Origin of the sequence: Vibrio sp. 2092, assembly GCF_033339635.1 — a bacterium.
GTDB lineage: Bacteria > Pseudomonadota > Gammaproteobacteria > Enterobacterales > Vibrionaceae > Vibrio > Vibrio alginolyticus.
Genome location: NZ_JAWOUY010000013.1, coordinates 147,725 through 160,627 on the forward strand (window position 1 = coordinate 147,725; position 12,903 = coordinate 160,627).

General features: G+C 39.8%; 14 protein-coding genes. 9 read left to right on the plus strand and 5 right to left on the minus strand.

Features of this window, described 5'->3' with window-relative positions; all coding sequences use genetic code 11:
- Nucleotides 1-612: 612 nt before the first annotated feature.
- Nucleotides 613-822: a helix-turn-helix domain-containing protein gene (locus R7P80_RS20295; RefSeq protein WP_039453138.1), complete on the minus strand. Its 210-nt coding sequence runs from the start codon at nucleotides 820-822 to the stop codon at nucleotides 613-615.
- 99 nt (nucleotides 823-921) lie between these two features.
- Between R7P80_RS20295 and R7P80_RS20300 the strand changes: the two genes are divergently transcribed.
- The 5 genes from R7P80_RS20300 to R7P80_RS20320 are packed head-to-tail and all read left to right on the plus strand — an operon-like array spanning nucleotide 922 to nucleotide 3,609.
- Nucleotides 922-1,467: a hypothetical protein gene (locus R7P80_RS20300; RefSeq protein ID WP_039453146.1), complete on the plus strand. Its 546-nt coding sequence runs from the start codon at nucleotides 922-924 to the stop codon at nucleotides 1,465-1,467.
- A gap of 1 nt (nucleotide 1,468) precedes the next feature.
- Complete coding sequence (locus R7P80_RS20305) at nucleotides 1,469-2,776, plus strand: HipA domain-containing protein (protein WP_223976035.1); 1,308 nt, start codon at nucleotides 1,469-1,471, stop codon at nucleotides 2,774-2,776.
- 60 nt (nucleotides 2,777-2,836) lie between these two features.
- Nucleotides 2,837-3,046 carry a hypothetical protein gene (locus tag R7P80_RS20310; RefSeq protein WP_047725754.1) on the plus strand — a complete coding sequence of 70 codons (210 nt, stop codon included), beginning with the start codon at nucleotides 2,837-2,839 and terminating at the stop codon, nucleotides 3,044-3,046.
- Nucleotides 3,036-3,233, plus strand: coding sequence for a hypothetical protein (locus R7P80_RS20315; protein WP_054867704.1), 198 nt, complete (start codon nucleotides 3,036-3,038; stop codon nucleotides 3,231-3,233). The genes R7P80_RS20310 and R7P80_RS20315 overlap by 11 nt, the downstream gene beginning before the upstream one ends.
- A gap of 13 nt (nucleotides 3,234-3,246) precedes the next feature.
- On the plus strand, nucleotides 3,247-3,609 hold the full coding sequence (locus R7P80_RS20320) for a transcriptional regulator (protein WP_054867705.1): 363 nt from the start codon (nucleotides 3,247-3,249) through the stop codon (nucleotides 3,607-3,609).
- 119 nt (nucleotides 3,610-3,728) lie between these two features.
- Here the strand turns inward: R7P80_RS20320 and R7P80_RS20325 are convergent, their stop codons facing one another.
- Both R7P80_RS20325 and R7P80_RS20330 read right to left on the minus strand, forming a co-directional pair.
- The gene (locus tag R7P80_RS20325) at nucleotides 3,729-5,465 is read right to left on the minus strand and encodes an LA2681 family HEPN domain-containing protein (RefSeq protein ID WP_225491874.1); all 1,737 of its coding nucleotides are present in this window, start codon (nucleotides 5,463-5,465) and stop codon (nucleotides 3,729-3,731) included.
- Nucleotides 5,466-5,774: 309 nt separating this feature from the next.
- Nucleotides 5,775-6,449, minus strand: a complete 675-nt coding sequence (locus R7P80_RS20330; protein ID WP_054868465.1) for a cold-shock protein — start codon at nucleotides 6,447-6,449, stop codon at nucleotides 5,775-5,777.
- A 266-nt stretch (nucleotides 6,450-6,715) separates the two neighbouring features.
- Between R7P80_RS20330 and R7P80_RS20335 the strand changes: the two genes are divergently transcribed.
- The 4 genes from R7P80_RS20335 to R7P80_RS20350 all read left to right on the plus strand — a co-directional run bounded on the left by R7P80_RS20335 (nucleotide 6,716) and on the right by R7P80_RS20350 (nucleotide 9,454).
- Nucleotides 6,716-7,069, plus strand: a complete 354-nt coding sequence (locus R7P80_RS20335; protein ID WP_024701203.1) for a hypothetical protein — start codon at nucleotides 6,716-6,718, stop codon at nucleotides 7,067-7,069.
- Between the two features lie 257 nt (nucleotides 7,070-7,326).
- Nucleotides 7,327-8,019 carry a hypothetical protein gene (locus R7P80_RS20340; RefSeq protein ID WP_225491875.1) on the plus strand — a complete coding sequence of 231 codons (693 nt, stop codon included), beginning with the start codon at nucleotides 7,327-7,329 and terminating at the stop codon, nucleotides 8,017-8,019.
- Nucleotides 8,009-8,704 carry a hypothetical protein gene (locus tag R7P80_RS20345; RefSeq protein WP_024701201.1) on the plus strand — a complete coding sequence of 232 codons (696 nt, stop codon included), beginning with the start codon at nucleotides 8,009-8,011 and terminating at the stop codon, nucleotides 8,702-8,704. Before R7P80_RS20340 ends, R7P80_RS20345 begins: the two co-directional genes overlap by 11 nt.
- 510 nt (nucleotides 8,705-9,214) lie before the next feature.
- On the plus strand, nucleotides 9,215-9,454 hold the full coding sequence (locus tag R7P80_RS20350; RefSeq protein ID WP_054868463.1) for a hypothetical protein: 240 nt from the start codon (nucleotides 9,215-9,217) through the stop codon (nucleotides 9,452-9,454).
- 58 nt (nucleotides 9,455-9,512) lie between these two features.
- Here the strand turns inward: R7P80_RS20350 and R7P80_RS20355 are convergent, their stop codons facing one another.
- Together R7P80_RS20355 and R7P80_RS20360 are read right to left on the minus strand one after the other, a co-directional pair.
- Entirely contained in the window at nucleotides 9,513-11,267 is a 1,755-nt protein-coding gene (locus R7P80_RS20355) for an ATP-binding protein (RefSeq protein ID WP_225491876.1), read from the minus strand.
- Nucleotides 11,268-11,276: 9 nt separating this feature from the next.
- A complete protein-coding gene (locus tag R7P80_RS20360; protein WP_047725741.1) occupies nucleotides 11,277-12,419 on the minus strand; it encodes an SIR2 family protein in 1,143 nt (380 codons plus the stop codon).
- Between the last annotated feature and the right edge of the window lie 484 nt (nucleotides 12,420-12,903).

Genomic DNA, 12,903 nt, shown 5'->3' on the forward strand with positions numbered 1-12,903 from the left:
ACCTCACCATTAGCTAGACTAAACATGTTGGCTTCTTAACTTGCCTACCAGAATCGACCTCGATTTTTTAAAGTCATATGTGATCAAACTTCATTGTTATCCGACTTACCTCACGCTTATTGGATAACATTTAGTAGGGCAAATTAGCACTAACGATTAACAGGACATAAAAGTGCGATATGACTAAAACGGTTTGGGGCGTGCGATGTGAGGTCGTATGAAGCGCTGTTCACCGCTCAATGTGTGAACCATCAGTATCACCAGATGAACCTAAGAGCCTGAATAAAGTAGCGGATCCGACAATGTAACGAAGGTTGGCATTCGCCAATCGGGATCTAAATCGTGAGAGGACGATCCTCCTGATAACCACAAAATTGGGTGAGTGCTAGGTAATCAGCATGATGAACATACGTGAATTCGCATAAGGTGCGTTATACGTTGAAACAGCGGAAGTGGTTAATACGCTGTAGCCAAAAGGCAAGAGAATCGAAAGAGATTACCCCATGATCTTTCGTTGTCATTGAACTCTCCGCAACATAGCTGTGAAAAACAGCCCTATCCCTAAAATAAACTCCAATCGATTCAGTCCGAACTGCATACAAACCTAACTCATTAAGGCAGAAGTTCCTTCACATCACAGCCCAAAGTGTCTGCAATCTGATACAACTTTTCAAGCGTGATATTGATTTTACCGCGTTCTATGCGGCTCATATAGCTTCTATCTATCTCAGCGAGAAGGGCTAGTTTCTCTTGAGGTAAACCTTTGGATCTTCTCATTTGTACAATACGTTGGCCTACAGCTTCGGCAAGTTTCGTGTTCATGTTTTTTATTTATGAAATTAATTTCCTGAACAATGCACACTTGCGGACTATATGACCACGGATTATAATCCTCAAAATCAACGCAATTGGTCATTTTTTATGCAAACGAAGGTAAGAATCAGAAAAGAGCTATTTCTCGCCATTTATTACAATGAACACTTCTCTGCCAACGACCTAAAATCCTTTCCATTAGACAGTGATGAAAAAGAATACTTATCGGATGAATACGTCGAAAAAAAATTGAAGGAAATGTCGTTGATCGGCGCAGTCCTTTCATGCGGTTTCGACAAGCATGGTGATGAAGAATTTTCCAAAGGTTTTATGTTTAACCATATCGACTGGGAGGTCGTGGATTGCGACAATTACAGTGAGGACTCCAACTGCCTTTCTTTCAAAAGAGAAAGTCTTTTGACGATTTTGCAAGATAAACAGTCAGAGCTGTCAGAGTCCTATTCTCTTCATAAAAGGACATGGAAGCATTTCAATCAGTTGTGTGCTCAACACTCAGAACTTCGGCTGTGTTTAGACGAGTATATATCCGAGTATGACAATCGTAGATTGGATCTCAAAGCCGAAATGCTTGCAGTAGAAAACGCAATTACCTTCTACAAAAATACAGCCCACCCAGTAGAAAGTGGGAGCTAATTTGCACAATTCTATACTTTACGCACATGCCACAAACAACAACATGCTCGTGGGGCAGTTTGTCCAACAGTCGAAGACCTACTGGTCATTTTCATACTCTGATGAGTGGTTAGCATATGATTCAGCTTTCCCTATCTCGTTGAGCCTGCCGCTCGTAAAGGGACAATGCTCATCATTTAATACACTGAATTTTATTCACAACCTGCTTCCTGACTTGAAAGAAGAACGATTAAGCCTTGCTCACTCGGTAGGTGTGCAATCCAACGATGCATTCAATTTACTCTCCAAGATAGGTCATGATTGCACGGGCGGCATTTCATTTAGTCAGAGTAGGGAGCCGCCAAAGATAGGATGGAAATATCGAGAGATCTCGGCAAGTGAATTAAATGAACTCGTTACCCAGCGTAAGTCATTTCTTCCATTTTTTGGGGATTATCGACCTTGTATTTCGGGAACACAGCGAAAAACAACTCTAACTAGGTTGAACGGTAAATGGTATGTACCTCAAGAGAAATCACTAAGTAGCCACATTATCAAATACCCAATGGATGCAATTGCGCAAAGCAACTCAGTACTAGATATGAGCAGCAGTGTTGAGAATGAATTCATCTGTACTCAAATAGCGAAGGAACTTGGTTTTAAAGTGCCCGATATGGAGATAATAACGACTGAATCAGGAGCTAAAGCCCTTGCAGTAAAACGGTTCGACCGATGTTTTGGTGACGGAGTTGTGACTCGTAGACACCAAGAAGATTTCTGCCAGGTTTTTGGTGTACCTGAACATCAAAAATATCAATCGGAGAACAACCTAAGTGTCTCCAAAATTGTTGATGCTTTAAGTCTCTCTGCGGAAAGTAAGGCGAACAATCATGACTTTTTTAAGTTTATGGTTTTTCAGTATTTTATTGGTGCAACTGACGGTCATCTCAAGAACTTTTCCGTACATATTGCTCCTAGCGGACACTATCAACTTACACCGTTCTACGATTTGCTATCAGCTTACCCCGCTATCGGTAATAGAGGCTTAAATAAGCGTAAGCTAAAGCTAGCAATGGGACTGAAAGCATCACGAGGATACAAATATCATATCAGCAAAATTTGCTTACGGCATATAGAGCAGACAGCTAATCAGTTCGGTATCAGCAATACGAACTGTCATGAAATCGTCTCTGCCTTTCTCGCTCAATTTAGTAGCGCACTTAGCTCTGTAGACAATCGATTTCCTGAAAAGGAATTTTCGCTAGTAAAGGACGCAATATTTCAACATGCCACTAAGATCGTCGAAAAGTTAAACAGATCAATTAAGTAAACATCTCGGGTAACAATTATTGCCCATTTTGTAAACATACTCGTTAGCATTGAGGGAAAGATGGCTGAAACCACGACCAATGGAAGTAACACGACTCTTGATTTGAAGCAGTCTTTCGCTCTGTTAAGTGTCGATAAGAATGGAATCGTAACGATGAAATTTGGTGATGAAGTAACGGTTTTTATGAACGACAAATGCCCAGCAATCGCAACAGATTTGTTAAAAGTGATCGCGTCAATAAAAACGGAAGCAGCTAACAATGGAACGTGAGGAAGATAAGAGTAATGAGCTAACAGAACCTTCTTGTGAGAACCTGGGCGTAGCTCGCTTTTTAGCCTTGCTCGAAAAAGACATCGAGCAGCATACAGATAAATTAGTCGTTCCTTCTCATGAAATGAAAGAAGAATTAGATGAGAGCGTCGGTGATTATTCAGTCGATTTAGATGGCGACTATTAGGAGTGAGGATAGTATGAAAGCAAAAATCGGCATTCTATCAGAAGAGCTTGCTCGTAAGCGCATGATTCGGATTGCAGAAGGAAAAGTGACGTCTAAAGAACCTTACCCTCAATTTTTGTTTGAGTCACTGGCTGTGCTTTCACAACTGTTGTCTAACGAAAATGTTGAGCTGCTGAATTTGATTGCTCGCGAAAAGCCAAACAGTCTTGATGAGCTTGCTGAAAAGAGTGGGCGCAGTATCAAGGATGTTACTGATACTTTCGAAGCTCTTTCATCTAAAGGTTTTGCTTGTATAGATACGAAGAGAGGTCAATCTCGACCAATTGCGTTGTTTACAACGTTCGAGATCGTTATGGGCAGGTCTCTTTTACTTTGAATTGCTAACATACAATTGGACAGAAGTGAGTTAAATTTTTTGCGCTAACTAGGGATTCACATTAGAAATACTATTTTAAAGGCTTTAATGGATAAGAATCAGGAATTTCCTCTTAGTGTTTACTTCAACGGAACATCCATTGGCATCATTAAAGATCCGTCATCAGGCTTTTGCAGCTGATCTAGATGGATTGCAAATGACAGATACATTATAGAATTTCTAACTAGTTTTATTAGTGTGAATAGGCGAGATTCAAACTCTGTGTCAGTGATGAGTAGGGAGTAACTAGAACGTTTTTGTTTATCATGAATCATCTCTTTAACACGTTCCAGCTTGCTGTCTAGCTGCTTCTTTTGTTGTTCCAGCTCAGTTTTTAAAACGGTATCATCCGCTTTCTTAGCTTTAGCTATATCGATATAAAGGTCTTTTAGTTTAGATTTGAGGAGTTCAGCTTCATCTTTAAGCTCTTCTGCTAGATGTTTGTGAAACTCAATGTCATGCTTTGTGAGAGGATGACCAAACTCATCAACAATCTTGAGAGAACGATGCTCCATTGCGTTTCTAATCTCAGAAAATGCCTCAGCATCAGGATCTAGCCACTTTGAAGCTGTATCGAGGTTTACACCTTTTTGATTTGAATCTCGAATGTCTTTAAGAATATAGAATAGAGCGTGCACAAAGTAGTTTTGACTATCAACAAGCTTCTTGTGTGGTTTCAGTTTACCATTTTTCAATTCGCCAAAGATATTATGAAAGTACACTCTTGCATCTACATCATTCAGGTCGAAAAATGAATTTAGGAAATAAGCAATTTTATCAAAAATTGAATATAACGTTCTGAAAGCACTTTTATAATGATGTGCTTTTAAATTGGTTATTGTATGAGCTAAGTCATCAACGTGTGGATATGTTGTATTGAAAAAATGCTCTTGATTACTTGGTATGTTTTGAGCTGAAAAAATCAAATAACGTGCATAGCAATAGTCATTTTTTATTTCATCAAAGTTGCCGTGATAGATCAGATCTTCATGCATAGCCAATGATGTATTAATCGTTTGTGAGAAGCTAGGCATTGCGAATACGTCTTGATAAACAATTTCGTCTGTACTCACGTCATTTAAGTCATTCAGGAATAGACGATTATCACCGCACCATGTTAAATAATCGCGTTGTTTACGTGTTTCAGCTTCATCCTTAAAAGTCTCATAATCATCAAAATCAGATAACTTAAACTTCGATTCAAACCAAGCTTTAAAATCCAAGAACTTACCATCTTCTGCATAAGCAATTTTTTGTTCATCATGTAGTAAGTCAACATACTCTAAACCTAAACAGATCAGTTGATACGCTTTGAAATAGTGATAACAAACATGAGATTCATCATAGATGTGTCGAGCAATAAAAAGCTGGTTTTCAGCTTTGTTGATAATTGCAACAGGGTTAGCATCAAGTTCAATTGCGGTGTCCCAATGAGGAATACAGCATAGACTACGCCCTTGAGAACTAAGCCAGTTTGCTAGGTTAGTCTCGATACGGCTACGCAAGTTTATGTGATTAGCGTTTGGGTATGCGTTAGATTTTATGATGTATAAAGCTTTTCGGTAGTTAATTACAGCTTTGCTTAAATCTTCGGAATACCATTCAGTATTATAGTATCCGTGAACTGTTGAATAGCAGTTAGCTAACGTGTAGAAATACCTTGCTTCAATAAAGTCATCATCAAAAAAAAAGAAAGGCTTATCGATAGCTGAAACAAAGCCGATAAGTTCATCGCGGTTATTTGAAAGAATCAACTCATCAGCTCTGTATTCAAACAAACCGATAGCTGCATCATCAATTAGTACGTTTTCTTCCATAACTTCTCCAATACTGGATAGAGAGCAGCTTAATATACACTTAAACACATGCTATAGATATTAGGTCAATTCGGTCAAATTAAGTTGATAGTAAATGTTAAGAGCAAACAGTCTAACGAGTTTTGGGGCATAGGCGTGCTAGCGCGATCGCAGCCAGCATGCCATTGGACATAAATGAGTTGGGGCACTAGGCTCAAAGAGGTTGCGCTGGCCTGTTCAGTTCAACTGCTTTAACCACGCGATTAACATCACAATAACAACTGTCTTATTTGTTTGTGCTATTACTATCGTCTAGCGTTCTTCCTTACATTAACTTTTCATACTTGCATAGGAACGGAAAGCTCCAGCTCTCGCGTTAGAACCTGCGTTATGTAGACCTAAAGCTTGGCAAACCTGCTTGTAGTACTGAGGGTCAATGGCTGCCCCAAAGTTCCATGAATCCTTGCCATCGTGCATCGTCAAATCGCCTGTTAGTGTCGGATATTTAGTCCACAGCTTATTAGTGCGAATCCATGCTGACAACTCTCCGCTAGTTGAGAACCCTTGACTACGAGCAGCTACAATCAGAGCGTTCAGTTCAGAATCACGAGTCTCCCGAGCTTTACGAAGAGCCTCTTGCTGAACAGCCTCACGAGCACGTTTCTCTGCTCTGGCGGTTTCATAGGTCTTGATGTTCTCCGTTATTTGATTAATGAACTTGGCGTTATCTTCGCGAATATCTTGAGGGACCTCGGATAGCTTGCTCCACATCTGCTTAGCAGCCTCGCCTTTACGAGTAGTCTCTGTAGTGAACCAGAAGCATAGGTCTTCTTTAGGCGTAGTCGTCCTCAGTACGGACTCAAACTGCTTAGCCTGCTTGATGTGAAAGAACACTTCTTTAGAGCCCATGATTGCATCGTGAGTGAATTTGCACTCGGAGAAGATGAAGCCGAAGCCACGATCGTCTTTGTAGTTTTTGATCTTACCGAATTTAAGTTGTTGCATAATAATTACCCTTTAAATTGACAATGAATTTACTGTCGATATTAAAATAGATAAATGGATAGAAGTGAGTTAGTTATATTACTAAATTAGGTTCTGGCAGACTCGGAAAATGTCTAACAGTAAGTCCTCAAGTCAAAGCTCCATCAAGCGCATTACTAAAGTGATTTAGAAATAGCCTGAGCACCATCTTTCATGCTAACTTACCAATAAGAACCTAGTGGTACTGCCATAGATATACTATTCGAAAATACTCTAAAGGAATGCATATGCTCAACGACCCTAAGCCGTTTATTCTTAATTACGCTACAGAAAGAGTTCATTCCAATATACCAGCCTTAGGTGGGCACTACTGCGATGACGAACATATGTGGGTTGATGACGAATCCAAGACACCAATTATCAATCTAGTCGATAGAAATTGCCCTGAATTAATCACCAAAACAAACGTTCAAGTTGAAAGTGATGATCAATCCTATGCTCTTGAAATGCAAACCAAAACAAAAGTCGAAGTTGAACGTGATGATAATGATATTAGTTTATGTCATCTAAATGAATTACTCACTAAGACTGAAGTAATGCAAGAAAGCGACGATAACTCTTACAGTTTTGGTATGTCATGATTCTTTTGGTAACCAATAAACGAGACCTAACTACTGACTATATTGTCAGAGAGCTAAAATTCAGAAACGTTCCATACACTAGGCTTAATACGGAAACACTAAATGAGTTCAAGTGCTCCATTGGCTATAGTTCCATAGATGATTGGAGAATTGGGGATATCAAAGGTAACCAGATCACGTCCGCTTACTTTCGAAGACCCAGTCCTACAACAGTTATCCATCCCACATTATCTGAAGCAGAATTAGAATACTTGAATATGGAATGGTTATCTTTTCTAAAGAGTATTTATTATAGGCTTGATAACAAGTGGCTAAGCTCTCCTACTAACATAGCCTTAGCTGAAGATAAACCAAGACAGCTTGTTGCTGCTAATGCTCTTGGGTTTCAGATACCACAAGGTATCATTACCAATGATGTTTTTACTGTCATGGAAAGAACGACGAATGAAAGCCTCATAGCCAAGCCATTGAGACAAGCACTTCTAAAGGGAAAGAATGAAAGTGTTATTTTTACTAGCCAGATACCATCTCTTACACCTGAGTATGAAGAGTCAATAGCCTTTGCTCCCTCTATATACCAACAAGAAATCTCTAAAAAATATGATGTTCGGGTAACTGTAGTTGGCAACAAAGTGTTTCCTGTTGCTATTTGGTCACAAACATCAGAAGCAACCAAGGTTGATTGGCGTCAAGGAGGGCGAATTGATCTGCTGCACGAACATATAGATATACCAGATGAACTCAAAATGAAATGTATCAATTTAGTCAAAGACTTAAACCTGAGATTCGGTGCTATTGATTTGGTGTGTGACTTAGATGGGGACTATTGGTTTCTTGAGATCAATCCTAATGGTCAGTGGGCTTGGATTGAGAATCAAACTAAGTTACCAATAGCTTCATCTATCGTTGATGAACTACTGAAGATTAGTGAGAACAATTATGAATCTTGACTTATTTTGGCCAACGCTTTCGCAAGATTCTCAAAGTATAAAAAGAGAACTACTTGAAAAAGATTTAGACCTAATAACTGGTTTATCAACTAATGACGCAACAGGTATTCTCTTAGATGAGTCTAGACGATTGTATGATCAGGAACAGGCAAGACGATCCACCATAGATAGTAAAGCTGGTGTATATATCGCTGTTTCAATCGCACTAATAACAATACTCCTCTCATTGGCTCCAGTAGTCATCAAACTAAAAATACCAGTGAAATTTAATCTTTTAAGTGTATTAGATTTACTCACAATTGCAGTATTCATGTTGGCATTAACTATATTGGTTAGGTGCGTCATGTGGTCTCACAAAGCACTTAAAGTTTCACCTTTCCACTTATTAAACTGGAAAGAGTTAATAACGCATAACAACACCAAAACATTACAACTGCAATTAGTGAAAAAATTGTTGAGTACTTTGCGGAAAAACTATGATTTAACCAATGACACTGTTACTTGTGTAAAGATGGCTCATGCATTATTAACTAGCGCAATGTTTTGGTTGATTGCTGGAATACTAATACAAACAATTTCATATTTTTTCTATGGATATGGATTTGGCGATGTTGGAGATGTACCAAACAAAGATTCACTTAGTCCCATTATTAATATTTTCAATATCAAATCAGAGTTAGTTTGAATTCCGAATTTGAGCTACGCCCCGATTACCGTATTTTTAAGCCTTAGACAACCGCGAGAACCGTTGTTTTTCATTAACGTAAGGGGGGGGGGCTTATATCAATACTATTGGTCGTTATGGCAGTTGTTATCACAGTAAACTTCAAGCTCTCTATGAGGTTGCCGTTGCTCGCTTTTGGGAGTTTTCTGTCACTGTCTTTCCGTTGGTAGACATGAACAAAAGTACGGTGATTTCAATGCCGCTGATTTGCCACTGAGTAATTACGTTAACACCGAATGGGGCAAAGACGTGTTTGCCGAGTCTGAGTCAACACGTCCTTTGAAAAAATCATTTTCAACTCTTGCTAGTTTAGCGAGCGGTGAATTAACTCAGGTCTGGCTAATCGCTACGTCTGACAAAAGAAAGTGCTACTAGGTCAGCAGACTTAACTCTCAAAAAGGCTATTGCGAAGGGAGTTATTAATAAAGAAAGTATTGGTGTTGACGATGTTTAGTCGCTGGAGCTGTACGTATGAACTACATTGAAAAATATTTTGGTCATACAAAGCCTACTGAAATACTTTTCCGAAATACAAGCACGGCGTTAAACTTAGATAACATGTTTGGCTCGTTTTATTATTACGCCAAAGTAGAAGCAGGTGAGAGCGAGCGACAAAAGCCTAAAGCCTGCGTTTGTGATGTAGCCCATGGTTATGTCGATAGTTTATTGATTACACTGCGTGAACAGCCAAAAGAGCAAACTATTGAATAACTTATGTCACATTAAAGAACAAAAAGCACCGCATTGAGCGGTGCTTTTTTGTGGCTAATCAATCGTCTGACCATAGCTGCTCTAGGTCAACATCTTCACTGTCAGGTTGTTTTTCTTTAGCTAGCTCGTCAACCTGAAGCAGCATAGGGAGGTCGAATGCAGTGCCAGTAATGACACAACTTCCTCTCGATAAGTTGGGAATCATGCTTCTAGACATGCTATCAAGGGTGCTGATAGTGTTATCTATCAAAAACAAATCCCTGTCATTAACAAGTCGATGAATGAAGAAGTTATGAATCTGAGACACAATCGTGGGTGAAATGTCTGCTGGCCTTTGGCTTGATAGCGTTAAGAACATACCAAACTTCCGCCCCTCTTTGATGATTTCCTCAAAGGTTTCAAGTCTATAGTCTTTCCAGCTTTCGCTTTCTCTGTTCGACTGCTGAGATAGAATGTTATGAGCTTCGTCGATAATAAGGTGAATGGTCTTATCGGGTGGGTTGGCTACGCTTGTTTTGTGAGGATTGTAATAATGCTTGGCGACAAGTAGCGGCATGACCTTTTTTATGTCTTGATTGCATTTTCTTAGTGAAATCACCGTTACAGCTTTATTAGCTGGCGGCGTGTCTGTAACTCGAATGACCTTGGTTAGGTTCGTTAGAGAAGATTCAATCCTCTTTAATAGTGGCTGTATGAAGTCAAACTGCACATAGCCACTAATGAGGTCGCGAATCAACTGTATGTGACAGCGAATGCTGAACTGGTCTAGATTGCTTAACCCTTTGGGTATGGTTATAGCGTCAACGTCATCCCTGAGTCTGTTTCTATAACCAGCACCGTCAGCATTAAAATAAGTACCACCAATGGTGTAGAAGACTTTGTTTGTTCCGTGGAACGCAACCGTTTTTAACGTGTTTTTAATCTTCTCATTCCCTAGTGTACTTGTTATGCCACGAATGAGGTCAAGTAGCTCAGGATGGGGTGCTGCTGTGGTAAAAACTTTTTCGTATGTGGTTTTGATGTAGTTTAGAAAGTTCGCTTTTGAATCATAGAGTTGCTTTCCTTTGACTATACGATTGATGAATGGCTTTTGGGTATTTTGAGTGGCTTGAAACAATAAGCTCAAGGTGTCAGTATCCCAGAATTCTGACTTGGCCAGTGGAAACTTGTTTTCTGCCTTGCGAGTGTTGAGTGTATAGATGCGCTTGTGCTGCTCGCTTGTTAGCTGACCGTTGGTGTATTCTCCGTTAAAGTCGATTATAACAAACTGACTTTTGTCTTTGATTAACTTGATTTTTTTATCAAACAGCGTGGTGTACAAATTGGTTAAGGTGTTCGATTTTCCGCTGCCTGTGTTTCCAAAAATCCCAATGTGAGTGTTAAACAGCTTTTGCCAAGGTAAAGAGACTGGGAACTCCTCTTTTAGTAGCTTGCCAATCACAAAATCTCCCCCAACATTGCCATAGATGTCAGAAAGCTTGTTTTCTTCAAGCAGATAAACAGGGTCTTTGATTAAAGGTAGGTGCTTAATGCCCTCAAAGAATCTGCCAGACTCAAAGTAACCAATGGGCTTTAAGTCCACCGTCCTTATGCACTGCTGTTCGTCATCAACTCGTTTCTCGTCTAGGTATTCGCCCTCAACGATACAAATGATTTTCTTAAAGCCACGCTCTATTTGAACATATTCGCGAATGGACACACCTTTGTAATTTGTTCCATCGTAAAACAACGTGTCTTTATTTGAACTCTCAAAGACCTTAATGGACACCTTTACGCCGCGAACGGCTATCACTTCGCCAACTAGAATCGACATGTAAGACTCCTAGCTTGGAAGCTTGAAAACTTCGGTATTGAACAAGTTGAAATCAAGAAATGTGTCACGAGACACTAGTTTTACGTTATTGAAGCTACCGAAAAGCTCTTCCATTGCTTCAGTTGTCGGTATGTCGAAGCAGCAGATGTACATCGTGAGAGACTTGTTTCCGAGTGAGCGTTTGATTAAGTTAGTTATGTGTTCGTCCGCAAACGAAAACCCAAAAACAACAAGTACAGAGTCTTGCTTTTCAAGCTCATAGCTCATTAATCTGAGCATTTGATAGTAGTGTTCATCAAATACGGTTTCATGAAACTTCCACTTTGTAGGGTTTACTATCGGGAGTTTCTTGTATATCTCCCAGAACTTCTTTTCTTTGCCGCTGAACTCTGCGCAAAAATCAATGGAGTCGAAGTCATCTCTATCTGAGTGCTCGTCGTTTAAAATATCTTCTAGCTCTTCTAGTTCACCCTCAATGTCATCGAAGAAATCATCATCGTATTTTGGTTTATTGTCGTCGTAGTTTACTGAGATTCTTGCATCATCTAGATTCCAAAATGCAGAGCCGTGTAGATGAACAAGATTAGCCTGCGGAATCTCGCACTTGTTTTTGCCAAATACGCTGTGTCGAACTTCCAAGGTATCGAAGTTACGAGCCTCAAGGAACTTGCGGCGAAACCCTTTTGCGCCATCATTTAGCGTAAAGTCGAGATTGGCATGGTCTAAGAGTAACTCTTCATAAGCTTCAGCAAAGCAAGAATCATAGTTAGTAGTAAAAATGTTTGCCTTGAGTTGCGATTTATTTCTTGAAGCAATCGCTCTTAACGTTAAAAGCAACTGCTTGTAGTTCTCGATAACGGCCAGTTTTTTCTTGTCATCGGCATCGTTTAGTATGTCAGCGCCAATCTTTATAGATTCGAGGTCGAACATAATTACTGGCTCAATGCAGTTTCTATAGTAATGCATGAAAAGCAGTGTTTTAAGCTCGCTCTTTCCAGTGTCCTCAAAGTATTTCCCAAGCGTTTCAATAGACTCGCCGTCCATCTCGGTCGCAAGGGTAGGGAAAAGCCCGAAGGATGCGCCTGAGCCAATCAGAAGGTTGACGTTGTGTTGCCAGACATCATTGATGCTTATTTCTTCTATGAGTTCCATGGTTTCTTTCTTGAGAGCTTGTTGTTACAGGCATTATACCGAAATAGATTTTTCCCAGTCAGTGACTTAGGTTAAGTATGGGTTGTTTATTGCGCTTGTATTTCGCGTTAAAATACTAGTTGAGAAAAATGTTTACTTTTCTTAATCCAAACACTAAATACAGATGTGAAAATAGAGATGCTGACCTGCTCCACTACTTATTGCTGCCATGGTTAGGCTCCTGGCCTCCTGAACAATTCAATGCATTCCAATTACCACGTAGAGGCGGAGAAACTACTATTGCTTCCATCATGTTTCCTGTTTTCAAGTGGCATGTTGCATATCTTTTCACAGATTACCGACATGACGAAAACTAAGTCAAGTTACGCTTTGCCGACATTAGGATTTATACAGTACTAACACCGAATGGGGCGTGCGACGTGAAGTCGTATGAAGCGCTGTTCACCGCTTAACGAGTGAACCATCTGTATCACCAGATGAACCT

Coding starts and splice junctions, on each gene's coding strand:
- R7P80_RS20295 (WP_039453138.1), bottom strand. CDS start 822: ATGAACACGAAACTTGCCGAAGCTGTAGGCCAACGTATTGTACAAATG.
- R7P80_RS20300 (WP_039453146.1), top strand. CDS start 922: ATGCAAACGAAGGTAAGAATCAGAAAAGAGCTATTTCTCGCCATTTAT.
- R7P80_RS20310 (WP_047725754.1), top strand. CDS start 2,837: ATGGCTGAAACCACGACCAATGGAAGTAACACGACTCTTGATTTGAAG.
- R7P80_RS20315 (WP_054867704.1), top strand. CDS start 3,036: ATGGAACGTGAGGAAGATAAGAGTAATGAGCTAACAGAACCTTCTTGT.
- R7P80_RS20320 (WP_054867705.1), top strand. CDS start 3,247: ATGAAAGCAAAAATCGGCATTCTATCAGAAGAGCTTGCTCGTAAGCGC.
- R7P80_RS20325 (WP_225491874.1), bottom strand. CDS start 5,465: ATGGAAGAAAACGTACTAATTGATGATGCAGCTATCGGTTTGTTTGAA.
- R7P80_RS20330 (WP_054868465.1), bottom strand. CDS start 6,449: ATGCAACAACTTAAATTCGGTAAGATCAAAAACTACAAAGACGATCGT.
- R7P80_RS20335 (WP_024701203.1), top strand. CDS start 6,716: ATGCTCAACGACCCTAAGCCGTTTATTCTTAATTACGCTACAGAAAGA.
- R7P80_RS20340 (WP_225491875.1), top strand. CDS start 7,327: ATGGAATGGTTATCTTTTCTAAAGAGTATTTATTATAGGCTTGATAAC.
- R7P80_RS20345 (WP_024701201.1), top strand. CDS start 8,009: ATGAATCTTGACTTATTTTGGCCAACGCTTTCGCAAGATTCTCAAAGT.
- R7P80_RS20350 (WP_054868463.1), top strand. CDS start 9,215: ATGAACTACATTGAAAAATATTTTGGTCATACAAAGCCTACTGAAATA.
- R7P80_RS20355 (WP_225491876.1), bottom strand. CDS start 11,267: ATGTCGATTCTAGTTGGCGAAGTGATAGCCGTTCGCGGCGTAAAGGTG.
- R7P80_RS20360 (WP_047725741.1), bottom strand. CDS start 12,419: ATGGAACTCATAGAAGAAATAAGCATCAATGATGTCTGGCAACACAAC.